Raw genomic sequence first — 22,562 nt, forward strand, 5'->3', positions numbered from 1 at the left:
CAGGCAAACCATGAAAAAAGCTAGAGTGATTTATAATCCAACGTCAGGAAAAGAGTTAATCAAAAAGAACTTAGCCGATATTTTATCTATTTTAGAAGAATGTGGTTATGAAGCCAGTGCATTTGCGACCACACCAGAAGAAAATTCAGCACGCAATGAAGCACATCGTGCTGCGCGTGCAGGATTTGATTTACTAGTAGCAGCAGGTGGAGATGGGACCATTAATGAAGTCGTGAATGGGATTGCTCCGTTGAAGCGGCGCCCTAAAATGGCCATTATTCCTGCTGGAACGACGAATGACTATGCACGGGCCTTGAAGATTCCTCGTGATAATATCGTTAAGGCAGCAGAAGTGATTAAAAAAAATCAAACTGTCAAAATGGATATTGGCCAAGCCGGTAAAAATTACTTTATCAATATTGCGGCGGGTGGTCATTTAACGGAACTGACTTATGAGGTTCCGTCAGAGTTGAAAAGTATTTTTGGTTATTTAGCGTACTTAGCCAAAGGAGCCGAAATGTTGCCGCGAGTGAAGCCGATTAAAATGCGCATGACGTATGATGAAGGTGTGTACGAAGGCAATGCATCAATGTTTTTCCTAGGGCTGACTAACTCGGTGGGTGGTTTCGAGCAAATCGTACCAGACGCTAAATTAGATGATGGTAAGTTTTCATTAATCATTGTAAAAACAGCCAATATTTTTGAGATTCTTCATTTAGTTGCGTTAATGTTAAATGGTGGAAAACATGTTGAAGATCATCGACTAATCTATACAAAGACCAGCTATTTACATGCAGAAACGTTAGAAAAGAACAATAAAATGATGATTAATTTAGATGGTGAATATGGAGGCGATGCTCCAATGACCTTTAAAAATATGCATCAACACATTGAAATTTTTGCAAATGGTGATGCACTGCCGTCCAATGCGATTATGGGTTCTGTCTTAACTGGTAGCGATGAGATTGTCGTAGAGTCAGAAGACGAAGAGGAAGAAGCATATAATGAAGCCAGCAAAGAATTTGTCAAAGAAGTTGAACGACTAACAGACGAAGATATTGATGGTGATGGAAAGATTGCCGAAAAAGAAAAGCACTAGGTAGTCCGTGAATAGCTAATGAAAGATTTAGTTGATAAGATCTTTCATTGGCTATTTTTTGACTAAGGGAAAGGGTCTCATTCTTTTATTTACCTAAAAAGCTCAAACGAAATTGCTAAATCGCCATGAAAATTCGTTGTTGCTTTTCTTAGGTATTTTCATTAGAATGAGTGAAGTGTATAAAAAGAAGGAGCGACTTATGAAAAATTATCCAGTAAAGAAAAATGACGTCATTGAAGTAGAAATCATTGACTTGACGCATGAAGGTTTAGGCGTGGCAAAAGTGGACCATTATCCATTGTTTATTGAAAATGCCTTACCAGGTGAAAAACTTGAAATCAAAGTCTTAAAAACAGGCAAAAGTTTTGGTTATGGGAAAGTATTGACTGTCCTAAAAAGCAGTGAACAGCGTGTTCCCGTGAAAGATGAAAACTTTACAAAAGTAGGGATTAGTCCGTTGCAACATTTAGCGTACGGCGCCCAACTATCATTTAAAACGCAACAAGTCGAAAATGTTATGCAACGTGTTGCTAAATTACCAGAAGTCCCTGTTTTACCAACAATTGGGATGAACGATCCGTGGCATTACCGGAACAAAGCACAAATTCCCGTGCGTAAAATTGACAACCAACTACAAACAGGTTTTTTCCGGAAAAATAGCCATGATTTAATTCCGATGGAACATTTCTATATTCAAGACCCAGAAATTGATACAGCAATTGTTAAAATCCGTGACATTATGCGTAAATATAGCGTAAAACCTTATAACGAATCTGATAATACAGGGAACTTACGCCATATTGTCGTTCGTCGTGGCTACCATACTGGGGAGATGATGGTTGTTCTAATTACGAGAACACCGAAATTATTCCCAATTAGTAAAATTGTGCCAGATATTTTGGAAGCTATTCCGGAAGTAGTCAGCATTGTACAAAATGTAAATCCAAAACGAACCAATGTCATTTTTGGCGACGAAACCATCTTATTACATGGGTCTGAAAAAATTACAGATACTATTTTTGATTTGAAATTTGAAATTTCCGCGCGTTCATTTTATCAAGTAAATCCACAACAAACAGAAGTGATGTATCAAAAAGTCAAAGAGTATGCGGCTTTAACAGGCAATGAAATTGTGGTGGATGCCTATTGTGGGATTGGGACGATTGGCTTAACTTTAGCCCAAGATGCAAAGCAAGTTTACGGTATTGAAGTAATTGAAGAAGCGGTCAAAGATGCAGAAAATAATGCTAAATTAAACAACATTGAGAATGCCACTTTCACGGCTGGTTTAGCGGAAGAATTATTGCCAAAATTAGTTGAAAATGGCTTGCAACCAGATGTTGTGGTGGTGGATCCACCACGGAAAGGGTTAGACGGTCAATTAGTAAACACATTAATTGAAACGCAACCTGAACGAATTGTTTATGTCAGCTGTAATCCAGCCACACTCGCTCGCGACATTGCATTATTAACAGAAGGTGGCTATGAAGCAAAAGAAATTCAACCAGTGGATAATTTCCCACAAACGACCCACATTGAATCTGTCACGTTATTAACAAAGGCGGTGGATTAAATGAATGAAAAAGAAAAAATGTTAGAATTAATTAAAAAGAAACAAGGTGGTGGCCGTTCTAAAAAAATGGAAACTCCCAAAAATGATCGTAAAAACATGCGCAAAGGGCCTAAAATTTTTAATAAATAAGCGGTTATCAGTAAAAAGTTGTCTCCCATTAATGAAATGGGGGGCAACTTTTTTGTTAAAGCATTCCTAGCCAAACAAATAAGTTGTTATTTTGCTAGTAAATCTGTTATTTTAGACAAAAGACAAGGAGGGCTATTCAGTGGAATATGTAACAACATTAGAAGAATTAGAAGAAAAAATTACAGACAATCGTCTACAAGCCGTCTTTTTGACAGCAAAAAATTGTAGTGTTTGTACAGTTGATAAACCGATTGTCGAAAAAATTGCAACAAAATATGAATTTCCTACATACATTGCAGAAGCTGATAAAAGTCCAGAAATAATTGGACAATTAAATGCTTTTTCTGCACCGACCATTATCTTATACTATGAAGGAAAAGAAATTCATCGCCAAGCTAAAATTATTAACTTTCAAGAAATTGAAAAGCGAGTTCGACAAGTACAAGAAAATAGTTAATCAAAAAGGAAGCCGCCGATCACGGAGATGTAGTGCGCCCCCAAAGTTAGACCAAAAAATCTAACTTTGGAGGCGTATTTAAATTGGCAAAATACGATTATGCATTCAAGAAAAAAGTAGTAGAAGCTTATCAAAATGGCGCAGGAGGTTATCGAACACTTGCGAATCAATTTGATATTGCTTCACTTTCGACTGTTCGTAAATGGGTTAAAACAGTCGAAAAATTTGGATTTAACGCACTTCATCGAAGAGTAAATTACCAACATTACTCTTCCAAATTCAAGTGGGATGTCATACACTATTATTTAACGAGTGGTGACTCTTATCTGACTGTCGCATTGAAATATGGTCTGCCAAACGATACCTTAGTCCTGGCTTGGCACCAGAAATTTCTAGAAACAGGCATAGAAGGGCTTTCACCAAAACAGAAAGGAAGACCTTCTATGTCAAAGAAAAAGAAACCCGTTCAGGTGAAAAAAACACGAACACGTGAACAAGAATTAGAACATGAAAATGAACTATTGCGAGCGGAACTAGCCTTCATAAAAAAGCTCCGCGCTTTAGGAATGAATATCCCGGAACGACTCAAGAACGAGATGCCCGAATCATCCACGAACTCCGAAAAAAATTCCGATTAACAATCTTACTGGAAGCAACCAAATTTCCTAAAGCGACGTATATGTATTGGCAAAAGCGATTTGAGCGAAAAAATCCCAATCAAAAATTAGAAGCCCTGATTAAGAAAATTTTTGACGAAAACAAAGGAAACTATGGCTATCGCCGTATTCAATTAGCTTTAAAAGAACAAGGATTGAACGTAAACCAGAAAAAAATTCGTCGTCTTATGCGTAAACTTGGCCTAAAAGGGACAAAATTTATTCGTAAATCAAGAAAATATAATTCCTACAAAGGAACCGTTGGCTATGGCGAAAAAAACCGTCTACATCGTCGTTTCTACACTTCAGTACCCCATCAAAAGCTAACAACAGATACCTCTGAATTTAAGTATTATGAACGTGATCAAAGTGGAAAGATTCAAATAAAAAAACTCTATTTGGATCCTTTTCTTGATTTATTTAATGGTGAAATCTTGTCTTACCGTATTTCTAAACAGCCGAATGCCAAAGCAATTCTTGAGGCACAAAAAGAAGCCATTGATAAAACGCAAGATTGTCCATATCGGCGCACTTTTCATTCTGACCAAGGTTGGGGGTACCAAATGAAGCAGTACAAAAAGCAATTAACCAGTCACCAGATCTTTCAAAGTATGTCTCGAAAAGGCAATTGTTTTGATAATTCTCCTATGGAGAATTTCTTTGGTTTACTAAAACAAGAAACCTACCATGGCATTATTTATTCTAGTTTCGAAGAACTAGAACAAGCAATTGAGGAATGGATTGATTATTATAATCATCAACGAATAAAGACAAAACTAGGGTGCAGTCCCGTTCAATTCCGTAAACGGTTCGTCGCATAAAAATACCGACCAGATTTCTCCAGTCGGTATTCGGTCTAACTTTCGGGTCTCACTACAAGAGGCTTCCTTTTTAATTATCTCGCTAAATGTTCAGTTTGTTGTTGAGAAAAAAGTTGATAACTGACAAAAACTTCTGCTCTTTTGTTTACTTCTAATTTAACGAAAATATTGTGGATATGTGTTTTTACTGTCCCGATTGATAGGAATAGTTCGTTGGCTATATCTTGATTTGTTTTGCACTCTAAAAGTAACGAAAGCACTTCTCGTTCTCGTTGCGTTAATTGATAGGCATCACAAAAAGGCGCCAAAAGTACGGGTTCATCTGATTGATTTTCTTCCAATTTAGCAGCATCTTTTTCAAGAACCGACAGAGGAAAATCACGATTACAGAAGTAGATAATGGCGATGGAGAGAATGATTGTATAAATATCTTCAGAAACGTTTCGGTTGTTAATTTTAAAGACAATATCAGAATATTGGTCAATGTTAAAAATAACGAAGGTATCTTCCAAAAGAATCGCCACACCGAAACCAATGCTTAGCCAACCAATAAAACGAAGATATTTTTTTGCAAGGGCTGATAAAGGATCTATTCGTAATTGATAGAGCGCATAGAAACCAAGGTAAATTAAAAATAACTGATTGGGTAAATAGTACAACCAAACTTTTAAGGCGGAATTTTGTGAAAATGGAATAGCTAGCATCCATAAACCAATTAAAAATAACCAGACAAATTGATAATTTTTAAAAGGACGCCCACTAATAGTATTGATAATAGCCAGATAGGCAAAATTACAACAAATAAAAATAATGGTCTTTAAAAAAGGTGCGGTCATAAAGGTCTGATTATATTCGGTTGCAAACGAATTAATGAACTCAGTCATATAAACAATCACATTGTCACAAATAAAAATAACCATTAAAAAGAGAAGCAATAAAAAAATCGGTTGTTTATTTTTCAAGTAAAGATTTAAGGTAAAGGTTGAAGTAAACGAATATAAAATAATCAACAAGATGTTATAAATAAAAACAAATGTCACGATTGGAAACCCCTTTCATCTTTTATTTTAAGTGAATGATTTTTCAAAATAATTATACCATTTTCAAATCTATGATTGGTCAGAAATTAGAGAGAAATCCGCCTAAACTTTTATAAACTCCTGGTGTACCAACGGTTTATAACCATAAATAAACTTTTTTTACTGAAAAATCACGCCAAAAAAGAAAGCGTTTTCTAACTTTTGGCGGATAGTAAACTCTTCGCTAAACTTGGTAAAGTCAATGTGTAAACAAAAACAACTTTAGGAGGAACACATCATGAAAAGAGATTACGTTACAACAGAAACATATACGAAAGAGGAAATGCATTACTTAGTCGATTTATCATTAAAAATTAAAGAAGCGATTAAAAATGGGTATTATCCGCAACTGTTAAAAAACAAATCTTTAGGAATGATTTTCCAACAATCTTCAACTCGAACACGAGTATCTTTTGAAACTGCAATGGAACAATTAGGTGGACATGGCGAATATTTAGCACCTGGTCAAATTCAATTAGGGGGACATGAAACGATTGAAGATACCAGCCGCGTATTGTCACGTTTAGTAGATATTTTGATGGCTCGTGTGGAACGTCACCATAGTATTGTTGATTTAGCTAATTGTGCTACCATCCCAGTCATTAACGGTATGTCTGATTACAATCATCCAACCCAAGAATTAGGTGATTTGTGTACCATGGTTGAGCATTTACCAGAAGGCAAAAAATTAGAAGATTGTAAAGTTGTCTTTGTCGGAGATGCAACACAAGTTTGTTTTTCTTTAGGATTAATCACAACAAAAATGGGCATGAATTTTGTTCACTTCGGTCCAGAAGGCTTCCAATTAAATGAAGAGCATCAAGCGAAATTAGCAAAAAATTGTGAAGTTTCAGGCGGTAGCTTTTTGGTCACAGATGATGCAAGTTCTGTTGAAGGCGCTGATTTCTTGTACACGGATGTTTGGTATGGCTTGTACGAAGCGGAATTATCTGAAGAAGAACGTATGAAGGTTTTCTATCCAAAATATCAAGTGAATCAAGAAATGATGGATCGGGCAGGTGCCAATTGTAAATTCATGCACTGTTTACCAGCAACACGTGGGGAAGAAGTAACTGATGAAGTGATTGACGGTAAAAATTCTATTTGTTTCGATGAAGCAGAAAACCGTTTAACATCTATTCGTGGCTTATTAGTATATCTTATGAATGATTATGAAGCAAAAAATCCTTATGATTTAATCAAGCAAGCAGAAGCGAAAAAAGAACTAGAAGTTTTCTTAGACACTCAAAGCATTTAACGGCCAACTGTCCACTGATTGAAAAAATGAATCAGTGGACAGTTTATAAAGAGAGGAAGAGTCTTCATGGAGGGGAAAAAGAAATTTAGTTTAACGAGTGCCATTTTATCAGTCATCTGTGTGGTTTTCGTTGCTGAAGCAGCGGCGCCTGTTGCTGCAATTGGTAATTCTCAGTTTTTTTGGTGGATTTTCTTATTAATTGCATTCCTATTGCCATATGGGTTAATTTCATCAGAATTAGGAACAACTTATATTGGTGAAGGGGGCATCTATGATTGGGTGACCAAAGCATATGGTCATCGTTGGGGTGCCAGAGTTTCTTGGTATTATTGGATTAATTATCCATTGTGGCTAGCTTCATTAGCCGTTATGACGCCAGAACTATTAACGACAATTACAGGTATTAAGTTTTCAACACCGATGATGATTATTGTTGAATTAATTTTTACTTGGATTGTGGTTTGGATTAGTTTTTATCCAGTCAGCGACAGTATCTGGATTCTAAATGGAGCTGCCGTAATCAAGATGGTTTTAGCAGTCTTAATTGGTGGGCTAGGGTTGTATGTAGCCTTGACGAAAGGTGTTGCCAACGAATTTACCTTGAAATCAATGCTACCAACGTTTGACTTAAGGAGTTTATCTTTTATTTCTGTAATCATTTTTAATTTGTTAGGGTTTGAAGTCATCTGTACGTTTGCAGATGATATGGAAAATCCTAAGAAGCAAATTCCACAAGCTATTGTAGCAGCGGGGTTAGTCATTGCGGCCATTTATATTTTTTCAGCCTTTGGAATTGGGGTAGCGATTCCCACCGATCAAATTAGTACCGGCAGTGGTATGATGGATAGCTTTAAACTATTGACAGGCTCGACAGAAGGTTGGTTCATTATGTTGATGGCTTTCCTATTCCTTCTTACGTTGTTCGGCAACATGATTTCTTGGTCATTAGGAGTCAATAATACAGCTTGTTATGCTGCTGAAAATGGTGACATGCCTAAATTTTTTGAAAAACGTAGCAAGAAAAATGACATGCCAATTGGGGCTGCTTTGATGAATGGCATTGTGGCATCGGTGGTCATTGTATTAGCACCAATTTTACCTAATCAAAATTTATTCTGGGCCTTTTTCTCCTTGAATGTCGTCCTATTCTTGTTATCGTATATCCCAGTTTTCCCAGCTTTTTATAAGCTTAGAAAAATTGATCCCGATACACCACGTCCGTTTAAAGTTAACGGAAAACCAGGATTTTTAAAAGTTTTAGTGGTTTTACCAATGATTATGATTATTATTTCACTGGTTTTCACAGCAGTACCTTTAGATTTTAGTCCCGCAGCATTAAATGAAAAATTACCAATTACAATTGGGGCAATCATTTTTATTCTGTTTGGTGAAGTAATTATTTACGTGAAAAAAATTAAGAAGGGAACGAAAGAAAATGGCTAAACGAATTGTAGGAAGTACCCCTAAACAAGATGGCTTTAGAATGCCAGGAGAATTTGAACCACAAGAGAAAGTTTGGATGATTTGGCCAGAAAGACCGGATAATTGGCGCGATGGTGGTAAACCTGTCCAAGAAGCTTTTACTAATGTGGCCAAAGCAATTAGTCAATTTACACCGATGAATGTGGTGGTTTCTCAACAACAATTTCAAAATTGCCGTCGCCAATTGCCGCCAGAAATTACGGTTTACGAAATGTCAAACAATGATGCGTGGGTCCGTGATTGTGGACCATCATTTGTCATTAACGACCATGGAGAAATCCGTGGTGTGGATTGGACATTCAATGCTTGGGGGGGATTAGTAGATGGTTTATATTTCCCTTGGGACCAAGACGATTTGGTTGCACAAAAAATTTGTGAAATTGAGCATGTAGATTCTTATCGTACAGATGATTTTGTTTTAGAAGGCGGTTCATTCCACGTAGATGGACAAGGAACAGTCTTGACTACAGAAATGTGCTTATTAAGTGAAGGTCGAAATCCACAACTTTCAAAAGAAGCAATCGAACAAAAATTATGCGACTATTTAAATGTTGAAAAAGTTCTTTGGCTAGGTGATGGAATTGACCCAGAAGAAACCAATGGTCACGTAGATGATGTAGCTTGTTTTATTGCACCTGGTGAAGTGGCTTGTATTTACACCGAAGATCAAAATAGCCCATTTTATGAAGCGGCACAAGATGCGTATCAACGTTTGCTTAAAATGACTGATGCTAAAGGACGCCAATTAAAAGTCCACAAATTATGCTGTCCTGTCAAAAATGTAACCATTAAAGGCTCCTTCAAAATTGATTTCGTGGAAGGAACCATGCCACGAGAAGATGGCGATATTTGTATCGCATCCTATATGAACTTTTTAATTACAAATGATGGCGTGATTGTGCCACAGTATGGTGATGAAAATGATCGTTTGGCTTTAGAGCAAGTTCAAACGATGTTCCCAGATAAAAAAATTGTCGGCGTTAATACGGTAGAAGTTGTTTATGGGGGCGGCAATATTCACTGTATCACACAACAAGAACCAAAGCGCTAGGAGGGAAACAGATGTCAAAAATAGTGATTGCATTAGGTGGAAATGCGTTAGGAAATTCTTCGAAAGAACAATTGGCAAAAGCACAAACCGCTGCAAAATCCATTGTTGATTTAATTGAACAAGGCCATCAAGTGGTGATTGCTCATGGCAACGGGCCACAAGTTGGCAAAATTCGCTTAGCTTTTGAGGAAACGAGTCAATCTTCAGAAGATGTCGTGCCATTTCCTGAATGCACAGCAATGAGCCAAGGCTATATTGGCTATCATTTACAACAAGCAATTGATGAAGAACTAGTAGCCAGAAATTTAGGGGAACAACCAGTTGTTACGTTAATTACACAAGTCGTGGTGGATCCAAAAGACCCAGCGTTTACAAAACCAACAAAACCAATTGGTGGTTATTATGACGAAGAAACAGCCAAACAGTTGATGGCGGAAACTGGGAACGTCTATCAAGAAGATGCGGGTCGAGGCTGGCGACGGGTAGTTCCTTCACCAAAACCAGTTGATATTTACGAAAAAGTTAGCTTGCGAACACTTGTTGATGCAGGACAGATCGTAATTGCTTGTGGTGGTGGCGGGGTTCCTATTGCCTATGATGGTCCAGTCTATCATGGTGTAGATGCAGTCATTGATAAAGATTTTGCGGCAGCAAAAATGGCTGAACTCATTGAAGCAGATGTTTTTGTGGTATTAACTGCAGTAGAACATGTTTTTGTTAACTTTGGTCAAGCAAATCAACAAGCTTTGACCGATGTTACGGTTACGGCAATGCAACAATATATAGAAGAAGATCAATTTGCGCCAGGTAGTATGTTACCCAAGGTGGAAGCGGCCATCAGTTTTGCAGAAAGTAAACCAAACCGCCAGGCGATTATCGGGCTTTTAGAATTAGCTTCGGAAGCAATCAAAGGAGAAAGTGGTACACGAATTACACAATAAATTCTCAATATTTAACTTTCACAAAAGATTAAAACAAACGCATTTAGCGGACTATCTTAATCGTTAGAGAGTAGGACATCGGTCGTTTTGACGGATGTCCTACTCTCTATTTTGTCTTTTTAACGAACAAAACTGTTAGTTGTTATGCAAAAATAAACATAGTAAGATAATCTTTAAATGGTATAGGAGGATAAAAATGTCTAAATTTTTAAAAGTAATCGGAATAATTGCTGTTTTGTTAGTCATAATAGGCGCTGCAGCGTATTGGTTTATACTCAAAAAGTTCACTCCTGAGGCAGAAACCCCAGCAATGTACAATCAAGAGAGAATCGTTAAAACGATTGAAGACCAATTAAAAGAAACAGATGTACAAAAAGCTCGTACCAAAGCACCGTTGATTATTGAAAAAAATATCACTGAATTACAGCAAGCGATTGCCGAAGGAACATTGACCTATGAAGAACTTACGGCGTTTTATTTGGACCGTATTTTACAGTTCGATCAAATAGATAATGGCATGAACAGCATCTCTGAAATCAATCCGCAAGCAATTAAGGAAGCAAAGGCATTTGATCAGCAAGCCTCTCAAACACCGAAGAAGCCTTTGTATGGTATTCCTGTGACTTTGAAAGAAAATATAAATACGACCAACATGATTTCGAGTGCAGGAGCTTATGCTTTACGCACGTTCAAGCCTAAGGAAGATGCGGAAGTAGTTAAGAAGTTAACAGAGGCGCAAACTTTGATTTTAGGAAAAGTAAACTTATCTGAACTAGCGAATTATATGTCAATGAAAGCACCAAGTGGCTATAGTTCCAAACATGGACAAACACTTAATCCTTATGGGCCGCTCAAAATAACACCTTCAGGTTCAAGTTCTGGGAGTGCGGCTAGTGTGACGATGAATATCGGCGCCTTCTCTTTAGGCACTGAGACGATGGGATCGATTGTTTCCCCCGCTTCTCATCAATCAGTGGTTGGTTTTAAACCGACCCACAGTTCAGTAAGTGGCGAAGGTGTTTTGCCATTGGCACCGTCATTAGATACAGTTGGCCCGATTGCCCGAAGTGTCGTTGATGCTGCGCAAGGCTATAATGCGTTTAAGAAAGACACGGTTCCGAGGATTGATTCAACGAAATTTACTAAAAATAACTTACAAGGTCAACGCATTGGGTTGCTAGAAATGCCAAGTGCTGAAGAAGAATTTACGGCTGCTAAAAAGGCCCTCCAAAAAGCTGGAGCAGAAGTGATTCCGGTAACGCCAGATATGGAAGGGATTGATGGCGGGAAAGTTATTTCCAATGAATTTAAGTTTGCATTGGAAGAATTTGCGAAACGTTATGATTTACCATTTAAAACACTGGAGGAACTAATTGCGTATAATCAACAAGATAAAAAGGTTCGTGCCAAGTATGGGCAAGATTTATTAGAAGCAGATGCTAAAAAGAAACAACCAGATAAAGAAGTCATTCAAGCAACCATTAAAAAAGCACAGCAAACGTTTGATGCGTTGCTAAAAAAACAACAATTAGACGGATATTCTTTTATTGATTCTGAAGGTACGGGTTTAAGTGCCGTGGCAGGATATCCTGAATTGACGGTTCCTTTGGCGAAAAACAGTGAAGGACAACCTTATGGGCTTACTTTTACACAAACTGCCAATAAAGAGCAAACGTTATTTGAGCAAGCTTACAGCTTTGAACAAAGTACCAAAGGACGGATAGTACTTTCAGACCACGAGCTGTTGGCAAACAGTAAAAAAATAAGTAGAGATGAGCAGTAAAGGGAAACTAGGAATGGCGAAACATCCGTATCAAACCTAATAAAGATAATCGACCTACAAATGAAAGGAATTGTTTGTAGGTCGATTATTTAGGTTAGTCGTTTTTTTTGCTTTTTTTAGGCGAATGTTTTCATGTAATAAGTTAATAAGTGGCCAGATTCGAGAAATAAGGCCATCAATTTTTAAGCATTTCAATAAAAAGAGTGAACGATGACTGTATTTGAAGCATAAATATGTGCGGTTGCTTCCGCTTTCGCAACATTAATTTGAAGCGCTACCGTCGTAAAGGGTTCTGCCGCAGGAATCATTAGATGGAAACAAATCCATGACTACATAGAAGATTAAAACAAGATGAAGAAAATATTGTGGCAATAAAGGATATCAGAAAGCTTACAAAATAACTATATGTAGTGTCTTTTTATTTTTTTAATCAATATATAGTATTAAAATCTTCTTTTTATTCCGAAATCTGATTGACTTGTTTTTTAAAACGGAGTACTCTTATTGAGACGTCAACAGATAAAAGTTTGGTTTTAGGAAGGTCGGAAATTTGTCGTGAATAAGAATTTTTTGGTGAATGATTTTAAAGGTTGGGAAACGAGAAGTTACTTGTTTTTAGCTTTGATGGTGGGGGTACAGTTGATTGCATTTGCTATCAATCCATCGAATTGGATTACGTTAGTAGGTGGTTTAGCCGGCATCATTTGTGTGAATTTAATTGCCCAAGGAAAAGTCAGCAATTACATTTTTGGGTTAATCAGTGCAGTGATTATTGGCTATTTTGGGTTAGTGACACGGGTATATGCGGAAGTTCTTTTACAAAGCTTCTATATTATTATGGACATTACAGGGCTTTATGCTTGGCTTCGGGCTAGCGAAGATGGCTCAGGTCAAGTAACCGAAGTAAAAGTTTTAAAAGGTATTCAGTGGTTGTATGCCTTTTTCACGTGGCTGCTCATTGGCGTAGCGGCATATATTTTGTTAGGTTTTGTAAATGATGCGCAACAAACATTAGATGCAATCACGTTCAGTGTTTCAGCGACAGGGATGTTATTGATGATTAAACGTTATCAATCGCAATTCGTGTTTTGGCTACTAGGAAATATTTTTTCAATTTTGTTATGGTTCCGAGCAGGGACGCACGCTGGTGGTGATTATGCGATATTTGTTATGTATTGTATGTATACTTTTAACTCAATTTTTGGTATGTTTAATTGGTTGAAGATAAAAAATAAAATGGAAAAAAATAGGTAGGGAGTTCGATGGCAGTGATTGTTTTAGCAGGTACGATTGGCGCTGGTAAATCTAGTTTAACAGCTTTAATTGCAAACCGTTTAGGTTCAGAAGCCTTTTACGAATCAGTTGATGATAATGAGGTATTACCTTTATTTTATGCGGAACCGGAAAAGTACGCGTTTTTATTACAAATTTATTTTTTAAATAAACGTTTTGATAGTATTAAACAAGCATTAACGCATGAAAATAATGTATTGGATCGCTCGATTTATGAAGATTCATTACTTTTTCATTTAAATGCAGATTTAGGTCGTGCCAACGAAACAGAGGTCAAAGTGTACGATGACTTATTACAAAACATGCTCCAAGAATTGCCTTATGCTGCGCATAAAAAAAGACCTGATTTGTTAGTTCACATTCGTATTTCATTTCCCAAAATGTTGGAACGCATCAAAAAACGTGGCCGTCCTTATGAACAAATTGAGACAGATCCAACGTTGTATGATTACTATCAAATGTTGAACGAGCGTTATGATCAATGGTATGAAGACTATGATGAAAGTCCTAAAATTCAAATTGATGGCGATAAATATGATTTTGTCGAAGATCCTGAAGCGTGTCAATATGTCTTGGCGTTAATTGAGAAGAAAATTGAAGAATTAGAAAGATAAATAAAAAGAAGCAAGTCCGGACTTGCTTCTTTTTGACTTAAAATGTGGATAGATAGGCTAAAGTTGCTACTAAATAAAGGAGTGTAGTGCTAAATTATAGAATCGGATTTTAACCTTCCCCTAAGTTAAAATCGGATAATCTATCCATCGACAGTTTAAGTTTGTATAAAATAGCGGTAGCTATTATCAACGAAGTCATTCATCGGTTGACCTGACTTCTCTAGAAGTATACCATCGAAAATAACCAACAGTTGTTCAAAATTTGGACTTAGTAAGTGTAAATTTTGATTGAAAGTTTCTGTAAATCAATCATTTATTCAAAAAATAATGCTCGAAAGAAGGAAGATAAATGAGCCAAATTTGGTTTGAACGCATTCTACGTTGGCGCAAAAAAGCGCAACGATTTTTACACGGACGTTATGCCCGGTTCGATGAATTGAATCGAACGCTGTTGCTAACAAGTGTCGTGCTGGCGCTCATCAATATTTTTACTGGCTATCTTTGGGTTCGATTATTGATTTTAATCACAGTTGCCTATGTGTATTATCGCTTTTTTTCAAAACATATTCACCCGCGATTGAATGAAAATCAACGGTTTATTCTTCGAAAACAACACCTAATGCAAAAAGTTCATGCTTTTCGCAAGCGACATATGACTCAGAAAGGATATCGTTATTTTAAATGTCCAAAATGTCAGCAGTCATTACGTGCGCCGAAAGGACGAGGAACAATCAAAGTCACTTGTTCAAACTGCCAAAATCAATTTATCAAAAAAGTCTGACCTTCTGTGTTTTTTGGTCTAGGCAACTTTCGGACTTGTGGTATACTTGAGAAAAGAAACCATTGGATATTCTAAAAGGGGAATATCTTGTTAAAAAAGGAGAGAAAAACAATGGAAATTAAACGCCAACAAGAAATTGTTGAAGCGTATCATTATGATATGCGAGTACCTGATTCAGAAGTAGAGACAGATTTACGTGTTAGTTTTTCACCAATTGAAGTAGAAGAAGAAAATTATCCAGAAAACAGCTCAGCACTTGTTGCTCGCTTAGAATTTCGAATTGTCTTTGACGAATTTGTTTTATCAGGGGCGATTAGCCAAATTAATCACATTATTGATCGTAAAATTGAAAAACAAGAAGATATTTCGCAAGAAGAAGTCGATGAACTTGTACGTCCTTTATTTAGCATCGTCGAACGTTTATCTTATGAAGTAACTGAAATTGCTCTGGATCGTCCAGGTGTCCAATTGAATTTTCAACAATCAGAAGAAGCTTAAACTTTAAAAACAGCGTTTGTAACGGATTCCGTTACAAACGCTGTTTTTATTCTTGTGAAGGTTTAGCAACCAAAGCCTTTTTAAACTGTTCATAATTTTTTGTAGCGATATCCATATAAGCAATCGGCTGTCCAACTTTGGTGATTTTTTCGGGAAGATAGGGAGCGAGCATTTCATTGTACAAAATGAACGCAGCTTCTGGTACTTCCTCTGAAAGAACATCATAACTGATAAAGTCAATTTCATAGGTTGGTTGAAAAAAGGCTTTGATGTTTTGCTGCTCTTTATTTGAAAAGAGCCAAGGACCCGCATTTGCAGGGCTTCCCACAAATAACGTTGCTCCATCACGGTTGACAGAAAGGATCCAACAAATTTTTTGCATACGCTTACACCTCCTAGAACTAAGTATACCACGTCAGCTTAAAAGAAAGAGGACAAAAAACAAATTATTTTTACAGTGACTAGTAAAACAACGCTTGGTGATAGTTTTAAACTATCACAACGGTTATTTTCTATCAAAAAGTAAGCAAATTATCCCACTATTTGCTATAAAATAAGGTACAATAGAACTATCACTGGAAACAGCCTGCTGTTTTCAGGGTATTTACTGGAGAGTGAGTACCGGGAACCTTTACTTCCTTTGATGTACTTGTCATTAAAAACATAGGGAGGAACTAAAATGACAACATTCATCACTGTATTAGTGATCCTTGCATTTATTGCTGTGTTATTCGGTTTCTATCAAATGCAAAAGAAACATTTAAAATTCTCAACACGTGTCTTTTCAGCATTGGGCGTGGGGATTGTTTTAGGTGCAATTATTCAATTTGCTTTTGGTACAGACAGTAAAATTACTACGCAATCAATGGAATGGATCGGGATTGTAGGTAATGGTTATGTAGCGTTTCTACAAATGCTCGTAATTCCGTTAGTATTTGTATCTATTGTAGGTGCATTTACAAAAATGAAAGAATCCAATAAATTAGGAAAAATTAGCTTTAATGTGTTAGCCACCTTACTAGGAACAACAGCAGTAGCTGCCTTGGTGGGGATTGGAACAACCTTAGCATTTGGTCTTCAAGGGGCAAAATTCACGCAAGGTGCTGCAGAAACGTCAAGAATTGCCGAGTTAGCGACGCGTCAAGATGCGATTCAAGATTTGACGATTCCCCAACAAATCGTTTCATTCATTCCTAAAAATGTCTTTGCTGACTTTGCGGGAACACGACCAATGAGTACCATTGGGGTGGTAATCTTTGCTGCGTTTGTTGGTGTCGCTTATTTAGGCGTTCGTCGTAAAGCGCCAAAAGAAGCTGAATTTTTTGCAAATTTAATTGATAGTTTATATAAAATTACCATGCGAATTGTTACCTTAGTTTTACGCTTGACCCCTTATGGCGTGTTAGCGTTAATGATTAATGTTGTAGCAACAAGTGATTTTGTTGCGATTATTAACTTAGGTAAATTTGTGTTGGCATCGTATGTGGCCTTAATCATTGTTTTTGCCATTCACATGCTGATTTTAATTACTTTAAAAGTCAATCCAGTTACGTATCTAAAAAAAGTTTTTCCAGTCTTGAGCTTTGCTTTTACTTCTCGTTCAAGTGCAGGAGCTTTACCATTAAATATTGAAACACAAACCAAAGCATTAGGTGTCGATGATGCCACAGCAAACTTTGCTGGTAGTTTCGGTTTATCTATTGGACAAAATGGTTGTGCCGGCGTTTATCCAGCTATGTTAGCAACCATCGTTGCACCAACTGTTGGAATTGATGTCTTTAGTTTACAATTTATTTTAATGTTAGTAGCAGTTGTCACAATCAGTTCATTTGGCGTAGCCGGTGTCGGCGGCGGAGCAACTTTTGCTTCTCTAATCGTTTTAGGCGCAATGAACTTGCCAGTTGCAATTGTTGGTTTAGTAATTTCGGTTGAACCACTTATTGACATGGCGCGGACAGCTGTTAACGTTAACGATAGTATGGTTGCAGGCGTGTTAACAAGTGCTCGTATTCATGAATTAGATCGTGATGTCTTAAATGATCGCGACGTTGTCTTAGATGCAAATATCTAAATCAATAAAACGAAAAGTGTTTGAGCAATGTCTTGCTCAAACACTTTTTTTGGATTTTAAGCGAAAGTGCAGTAATTATTTAAAAGAACGTATATAATAAGTTGTTAACTAAATTCAAAAGGACGTGAAGGAATGTTTTCAAACCAAGTAAAGATTATGTTATATGTGAATAATGTTGAGGAATCTAGTCAATTTTGGCAAACGTTTGGCTTTGTTGAAAAGGAAAGAGAGGAAGTTGACGGCACATTGGTGGTAGAAATTGCGCCAAGTGAATCAGCAGAGACGATTATTGTTTTATATGATTTGGCCTTTATTCAAAAACATTCACCAGAAGTGGCGGGGAATACCCCTTCTCTAATGTTTGCTAGCGATGATATCATTGGTCTCTATAAAAAAATGCAAGAGGCTGGCGTTACTGTCGGTGAAATGGTTCAATTGCCAACAGGCTTAGTTTTTAATTTTGCAGATAACGATGATAATTACTTTGCTGTGATGGGGCAAGAAAGTAAATAAAAAACAGCTTGGCACCAGAATCAATCTAGATTCTGGTGCCAAGCTGTTTTTTATAAAAGTTGAAAGTTTTATAAATTTTACTAAAATCTGTAATTTTCATGAAAATATAGCGTATGATAATGCTGTTAATAGAATAGGCGGAGGTAAGCGGTATGCGTAAACGACATGCAAAGAAAAGACATGGAGGAGTGAATTGGCTTTTTATAGTATGTTTGTTGGTGGTGATTGGTGGTAGTGGTTATTTAATAAAAACGTTCTTTTTCACTAGAGATTCACAAGTTAGTCAAGAATCGAAAGTGGTCTTGGAAGAAGATCGCCGAAGTGATAATTATGCGAATTTAACGAAAGAAATAGTTGCACCAGATAGTGGCGAACTTGATCAAAAAATTCAAGAAACAAATTATATTGGTTCGGCTTTGATCATTAAAGATGATCAGGTTTTAGTAAATAAAGGATATGGCTTTGCCAATTTTGAAAAGCAACAAGCCAACACGCCAAACACAAGGTTTCAGATTGGTTCAATTCAAAAATCTTTTACCACAACCTTGATCTTAAAAGCGATTGAAGAAGGTAAACTTACATTAGATACAAAACTCGCTACGTTTTATCCGCAAGTACAAGGTGCTGAGGACATTACGATTAGCGATATGTTGAATATGACAAGCGGTTTGAAGTTATCAGCAATGCCTAATGATATCGTTACCGATGAAGAAATTATTCAATTTGTTAAACAAAATACCATTCAAGTCAATAAAGGAAAATACAATTATTCCCCAGTAAATTTTGTCCTTTTAGCAGGAATGTTAGAGAAAATGTATCAACGTACCTATCAAGAATTATTTAATAATTTTTATCACAAAACGGCTGGTTTAAAGAATTTTGGCTTCTATGAAACCTTATTGGAACAGCCCAATAATTCAACAAGTTATAAATGGACAGAAGATAATTCATATAACCAAGTGCTCTCAATTCCTGCAGCTAGTTTTGCCCATGAATTTGGGACTGGTAATGTGGATATGACGACAGGTGATTTGTATTGGTACTTACATCAATTAACGAGTGGACATTTAGTTTCCACCGCACTTTTGCAAAAATTATGGACGTCTTCTCAGCAAAGCTCTTATCATGGCGGCATCTATGTTCATGATAATTATTTACGTTTACACGGCGTTGAAGCGGGTCAACAAGCCCTAGCTTTATTTTCAAAAGATATGAAAACTGGGATCATATTGCTAACTAATTGTGTGAATCCAGCGAAATACAAAGAATTAATTGGTTCGTTGTTCCATGATGTAACCAATTTAACTGTTAAATTTTAAAGCAGAAGTAACAACGATTACTCCCAAAGCCTTTTTAGGTTTCTTCTGAGAGACTTTATATTAAAATAAAGGGAAGAACGATCAAAGGGAGTGACGAAGATGAAACAATCAAAAAATAAACAAGTTGTTATTGGTGAACCAACGAAAAAAAACATTTATCTTCAAGATATAGAACAGGAAACGCAAGCTTTTATTCTCCAAAACAATCCACAATTGACAGCTGAATCGATGATTACATTGGCGGAGTTACTTAATTATCGTTTGGATTACATGAAACAATTGGTCGCAAATGATTCTGAAAAAATCCAACAACTGAATGAATTAGTGGTTCAACACATCAAAGAAGATAAGCTGATTTCCAATAATATGAATGAAAAGATGGAAAAGAAATTAACCTTTGGACAACGAGCAGCGGATACCATTGCTAAATTTGGCGGTAGCTGGGTGTTTATTGGCTTCTTTTGCTTCGTGTTGATTGCTTGGATCGTGATTAACTCTACCACTTTATTGGGACAACCATTTGACAAATATCCTTATATTTTGTTGAATCTTGCCTTATCTTGTTTAGCAGCTATCCAAGCACCGATTATTATGATGAGTCAAAACAGACAAGAAGCCCGTGATAGAGAACAAGCGAATAATGATTATAAAATTAACTTAAAAGCAGAAGTAGAAATTAATTTATTACATGAGAAAATGGATTATATTATCAATAATCAACTAGAAAATTTGGTAAAAATCCAAAATATTCAAATCGAACTTTTAGGTGAGTTGCAAGAACAACGAGCTACTTCTATATTGTGTGTAAATACACAAGCAAAATAATCGCTTTCCCTTTTTTATTCACCGTATAATGGGATAGAATGACTTTATACAAAAGGGGAAAACAAGATGAAATACCAAGTATTACTATATTACAAATATACAACAATTGAAGATCCAGAAGTTTTTGCGAAAGAGCATCTAGCTTTTTGCAAATCATTAAATTTAAAAGGCCGTATTTTAGTAGCGACAGAAGGGATTAACGGAACGTTATCTGGGACTGTCGAAGAAACAGAAAAGTACATGGAAGCAATGCAAGCAGATGAGCGCTTTAAGGATACATTCTTTAAAATTGATCCAGCAGAAGAAATGGCGTTCCGCAAAATGTTTGTTCGCCCACGTTCTGAATTAGTGGCGTTGAACTTAGAAGAAGACGTTGATCCATTGGAAACGACGGGGAAATATTTGGAACCTGCAGAATTTAAAGAAGCCTTATTAGACGAAGACACTGTTGTAATCGATGCTCGTAACGATTATGAATATGATTTAGGACATTTCCGTGGTGCCGTGCGCCCAGATATCCGTAGCTTCCGTGAGTTACCACAATGGATTTGCGAGAACAAAGAACAATTTATGGATAAAAAAATTGTTACCTATTGTACTGGCGGGATTCGCTGTGAAAAATTTTCTGGCTGGTTATTAAAAGAAGGATTTGAAGATGTTGCTCAATTGCATGGTGGTATCGCCAATTATGGGAAAAATCCAGAAACACGTGGCGAACTTTGGGACGGCAAAATGTATGTCTTTGATGACCGAATCAGTGTCGAAATTAATCATGTTGATAAAAAAGTTATTGGGAAAGACTGGTTCGATGGAACACCTTGCGAACGCTACATTAACTGTGCAAACCCAGAATGTAATCGTCAAATCTTAACTTCAGAAGAAAATGAACATAAACATTTAGGTGGCTGCTCATTAGAATGTAGCCAGCATCCTGCCAATCGTTATGTAAAAAAACATAATTTAACAGAAGCAGAAGTTGCTGAACGTTTGGCTTTGTTAGAAGCGGTAGAAGTATAAAAATAATAAAAAAATAAACAAAAAAACTTCGAAAATTATTTTTTGAAGTTTTTTTGTTTATTTTTTTGTCTTTAAAAGTGTTGATTTTAAAGCTTTCTTAGCTTAAACCATTTTATTTTTTAAAAGCGTCTGAAAAAAATAAAAAAATCTAATAAATATTTCTTTTATATAATGTTTATTGGCTGGGCCAGTCAATGTTGAAAATGGGGAAGGAGGAATTCAGATGAAAATCATAAAAAGGTTTAGTTTGGTATGTTTAGGGCTATTGATCATTGGGTTGCAAACAAAAAGCGTTATGGCTGAAGAAAATAATTATGAATCAAATGGTCAAGCGAGCTTCTATATCACCTACGTTTATGAGAATGAAAAAGAGTCAAATGACGTAGCGGATACCCAACAATCAGAAGAACAGGGAAGAAACAATTTAGCTGCTTCTGGACAAGCAGTTTTACCTAAAACAGGCGCGTCTGAAAATCCACTGTATTCCTTGATAGGAGTTAGTTTGTTGGGGGTAGTCATTTATTTAATTAATAAAATGAAACGAGAGAAGGAGCTTATTTAATGAAAAAAACTATTTTACTTACATCGGCAACCATACTTTTAGGCGTAGGGTTTCAAGCAATAAACGCATCAGCAGCAGAAACTTTTCCGAAAGAATACAATACGGAAGGCACAATTACTTTTGAAGCAGGTGATAATGAAATCACACCGCCTGTTGATCCAGAAAATCCCGATCCTACTGATCCAGTAGACCCAATTGATCCTCCAGGGCCAGGAACGGGTGGTGCCTTATCAATTGATTATGGGTCAAAATTTAAATTTGGTACACAAAAGATTTCTACGGCAGATCAAACGTATTATGCTGCGCCAGATGAAATGAAAGATGGTTCAAAAAAACCAACCTATGTACAAGTAACTGATAAAAGAGGAACGTTAGCAGGATGGAAACTAACGCTTTCCCAACCTGAACAATTTAAAACAGCTACTGGAGAGGAACTAGTCGGCGCTCAATTAACGTTTACAAAGGCAGAAGCTGCTTCAATGGTGGATGAAAAATATAAACCTACTGAAGTCAGTAGTACTATTTCCCTAACACCTGGTGTAAATAATAATCTAGCGATGAACGCTAAAAAAGAAACAGGTGTTGGGACTTGGGTTTATCGATTTGGTTCAAATGAAGCAACAAACAAAGAAGCTGTCCAACTATTCGTTCCCGGAAAATCTGTAAAGCTTGCACAACAATATTCAACGAAGTTAGTTTGGGCATTAGAAGATACTCCCGCTAATAATTAAATAAAGGAG

Annotated in this window: 23 protein-coding genes; 21 read left to right on the forward strand and 2 right to left on the reverse strand. The window is 36.6% G+C overall.

Annotation, left to right across the window (positions count from 1 at the left end; genetic code table 11):
- Window positions 1-10: 10 nt before the first annotated feature.
- The 5 genes from IGJ24_RS02435 to IGJ24_RS02455 all read left to right on the forward strand — a co-directional run bounded on the left by IGJ24_RS02435 (window position 11) and on the right by IGJ24_RS02455 (window position 4,735).
- Window positions 11-1,099, forward strand: a complete 1,089-nt coding sequence (locus IGJ24_RS02435) for a diacylglycerol kinase (RefSeq protein ID WP_002355572.1) — start codon at window positions 11-13, stop codon at window positions 1,097-1,099.
- 199 nt (window positions 1,100-1,298) lie between these two features.
- On the forward strand, window positions 1,299-2,672 hold the full coding sequence (gene rlmD / locus IGJ24_RS02440) for a 23S rRNA (uracil(1939)-C(5))-methyltransferase RlmD (protein ID WP_010712012.1): 1,374 nt from the start codon (window positions 1,299-1,301) through the stop codon (window positions 2,670-2,672).
- Window positions 2,673-2,801: a hypothetical protein gene (locus tag IGJ24_RS02445; protein WP_002355577.1), complete on the forward strand. Its 129-nt coding sequence runs from the start codon at window positions 2,673-2,675 to the stop codon at window positions 2,799-2,801. It abuts the gene before it with no gap.
- Window positions 2,802-2,940: 139 nt separating this feature from the next.
- Window positions 2,941-3,258, forward strand: coding sequence for a thioredoxin family protein (locus IGJ24_RS02450; protein WP_002355583.1), 318 nt, complete (start codon window positions 2,941-2,943; stop codon window positions 3,256-3,258).
- Window positions 3,259-3,341: 83 nt separating this feature from the next.
- Window positions 3,342-4,735 (forward strand): IS3 family transposase gene (locus IGJ24_RS02455; RefSeq protein ID WP_438775350.1). Its coding sequence is split into 2 segments (ribosomal slippage): window positions 3,342-3,882 and window positions 3,882-4,735, totalling 1,395 coding nucleotides; the frame shifts between segments, so codons are not numbered across the junction.
- A 74-nt stretch (window positions 4,736-4,809) separates the two neighbouring features.
- Here the strand turns inward: IGJ24_RS02455 and IGJ24_RS02460 are convergent.
- Window positions 4,810-5,655 (reverse strand): helix-turn-helix domain-containing protein, encoded by an 846-nt coding sequence (locus IGJ24_RS02460; protein WP_002419993.1) that lies wholly within the window; start codon window positions 5,653-5,655, stop codon window positions 4,810-4,812.
- A gap of 397 nt (window positions 5,656-6,052) precedes the next feature.
- Here IGJ24_RS02460 and ptcA point away from each other — a divergent pair, with 397 nt between their 5' ends.
- The 9 genes from ptcA (at window position 6,053) to IGJ24_RS02505 (ending at window position 15,515) form a co-directional block, all read left to right on the forward strand.
- Entirely contained in the window at window positions 6,053-7,072 is a 1,020-nt protein-coding gene (gene ptcA / locus IGJ24_RS02465) for a putrescine carbamoyltransferase (protein WP_002355587.1), read from the forward strand.
- Between the two features lie 66 nt (window positions 7,073-7,138).
- Window positions 7,139-8,515, forward strand: coding sequence for an APC family permease (locus IGJ24_RS02470; protein WP_289865796.1), 1,377 nt, complete (start codon window positions 7,139-7,141; stop codon window positions 8,513-8,515).
- On the forward strand, window positions 8,508-9,605 hold the full coding sequence (gene aguA, locus IGJ24_RS02475; protein WP_002364800.1) for an agmatine deiminase: 1,098 nt from the start codon (window positions 8,508-8,510) through the stop codon (window positions 9,603-9,605). The genes IGJ24_RS02470 and aguA overlap by 8 nt, the downstream gene beginning before the upstream one ends.
- Window positions 9,606-9,616: 11 nt before the next feature.
- Entirely contained in the window at window positions 9,617-10,546 is a 930-nt protein-coding gene (gene arcC, locus IGJ24_RS02480; protein WP_289865798.1) for a carbamate kinase, read from the forward strand.
- Between the two features lie 196 nt (window positions 10,547-10,742).
- Window positions 10,743-12,329: an amidase family protein gene (locus tag IGJ24_RS02485; RefSeq protein WP_129194157.1), complete on the forward strand. Its 1,587-nt coding sequence runs from the start codon at window positions 10,743-10,745 to the stop codon at window positions 12,327-12,329.
- Between the two features lie 555 nt (window positions 12,330-12,884).
- Entirely contained in the window at window positions 12,885-13,583 is a 699-nt protein-coding gene (pnuC, locus tag IGJ24_RS02490; protein ID WP_002355593.1) for a nicotinamide riboside transporter PnuC, read from the forward strand.
- Window positions 13,584-13,591: 8 nt separating this feature from the next.
- On the forward strand, window positions 13,592-14,236 hold the full coding sequence (locus tag IGJ24_RS02495; protein ID WP_002355594.1) for a deoxynucleoside kinase: 645 nt from the start codon (window positions 13,592-13,594) through the stop codon (window positions 14,234-14,236).
- Between the two features lie 349 nt (window positions 14,237-14,585).
- Window positions 14,586-15,017, forward strand: a complete 432-nt coding sequence (locus IGJ24_RS02500; RefSeq protein WP_289865799.1) for a hypothetical protein — start codon at window positions 14,586-14,588, stop codon at window positions 15,015-15,017.
- 111 nt (window positions 15,018-15,128) lie between these two features.
- Complete coding sequence (locus tag IGJ24_RS02505) at window positions 15,129-15,515, forward strand: DUF1149 family protein (protein ID WP_002358717.1); 387 nt, start codon at window positions 15,129-15,131, stop codon at window positions 15,513-15,515.
- 46 nt (window positions 15,516-15,561) lie between these two features.
- Here the strand turns inward: IGJ24_RS02505 and IGJ24_RS02510 are convergent, their stop codons facing one another.
- On the reverse strand, window positions 15,562-15,897 hold the full coding sequence (locus tag IGJ24_RS02510; protein ID WP_010827167.1) for a hypothetical protein: 336 nt from the start codon (window positions 15,895-15,897) through the stop codon (window positions 15,562-15,564).
- A gap of 297 nt (window positions 15,898-16,194) precedes the next feature.
- Between IGJ24_RS02510 and IGJ24_RS02515 the strand changes: the two genes are divergently transcribed.
- From IGJ24_RS02515 to IGJ24_RS02545, 7 genes are all read left to right on the forward strand, one after another.
- A complete protein-coding gene (locus IGJ24_RS02515) occupies window positions 16,195-17,586 on the forward strand; it encodes an L-cystine transporter (RefSeq protein WP_002355598.1) in 1,392 nt (463 codons plus the stop codon).
- 132 nt (window positions 17,587-17,718) lie between these two features.
- Window positions 17,719-18,099 carry a VOC family protein gene (locus IGJ24_RS02520; protein ID WP_002363195.1) on the forward strand — a complete coding sequence of 127 codons (381 nt, stop codon included), beginning with the start codon at window positions 17,719-17,721 and terminating at the stop codon, window positions 18,097-18,099.
- Between the two features lie 152 nt (window positions 18,100-18,251).
- The gene (locus IGJ24_RS02525) at window positions 18,252-19,418 is read left to right on the forward strand and encodes a serine hydrolase domain-containing protein (RefSeq protein ID WP_010774519.1); all 1,167 of its coding nucleotides are present in this window, start codon (window positions 18,252-18,254) and stop codon (window positions 19,416-19,418) included.
- A 99-nt stretch (window positions 19,419-19,517) separates the two neighbouring features.
- A complete protein-coding gene (locus IGJ24_RS02530) occupies window positions 19,518-20,243 on the forward strand; it encodes a DUF1003 domain-containing protein (RefSeq protein ID WP_129194159.1) in 726 nt (241 codons plus the stop codon).
- A gap of 66 nt (window positions 20,244-20,309) precedes the next feature.
- Window positions 20,310-21,260 carry an oxygen-dependent tRNA uridine(34) hydroxylase TrhO gene (gene trhO / locus IGJ24_RS02535; RefSeq protein WP_174125628.1) on the forward strand — a complete coding sequence of 317 codons (951 nt, stop codon included), beginning with the start codon at window positions 20,310-20,312 and terminating at the stop codon, window positions 21,258-21,260.
- A gap of 178 nt (window positions 21,261-21,438) precedes the next feature.
- The gene (locus tag IGJ24_RS02540) at window positions 21,439-21,822 is read left to right on the forward strand and encodes an LPXTG cell wall anchor domain-containing protein (RefSeq protein WP_289865800.1); all 384 of its coding nucleotides are present in this window, start codon (window positions 21,439-21,441) and stop codon (window positions 21,820-21,822) included.
- On the forward strand, window positions 21,822-22,553 hold the full coding sequence (locus tag IGJ24_RS02545; protein WP_002383012.1) for a WxL domain-containing protein: 732 nt from the start codon (window positions 21,822-21,824) through the stop codon (window positions 22,551-22,553). The genes IGJ24_RS02540 and IGJ24_RS02545 overlap by 1 nt, the downstream gene beginning before the upstream one ends.
- Window positions 22,554-22,562 lie beyond the last annotated feature (9 nt).

This window comes from Enterococcus sp. DIV0546, assembly GCF_051712785.1.
Taxonomy (GTDB): domain Bacteria; phylum Bacillota; class Bacilli; order Lactobacillales; family Enterococcaceae; genus Enterococcus; species Enterococcus faecalis.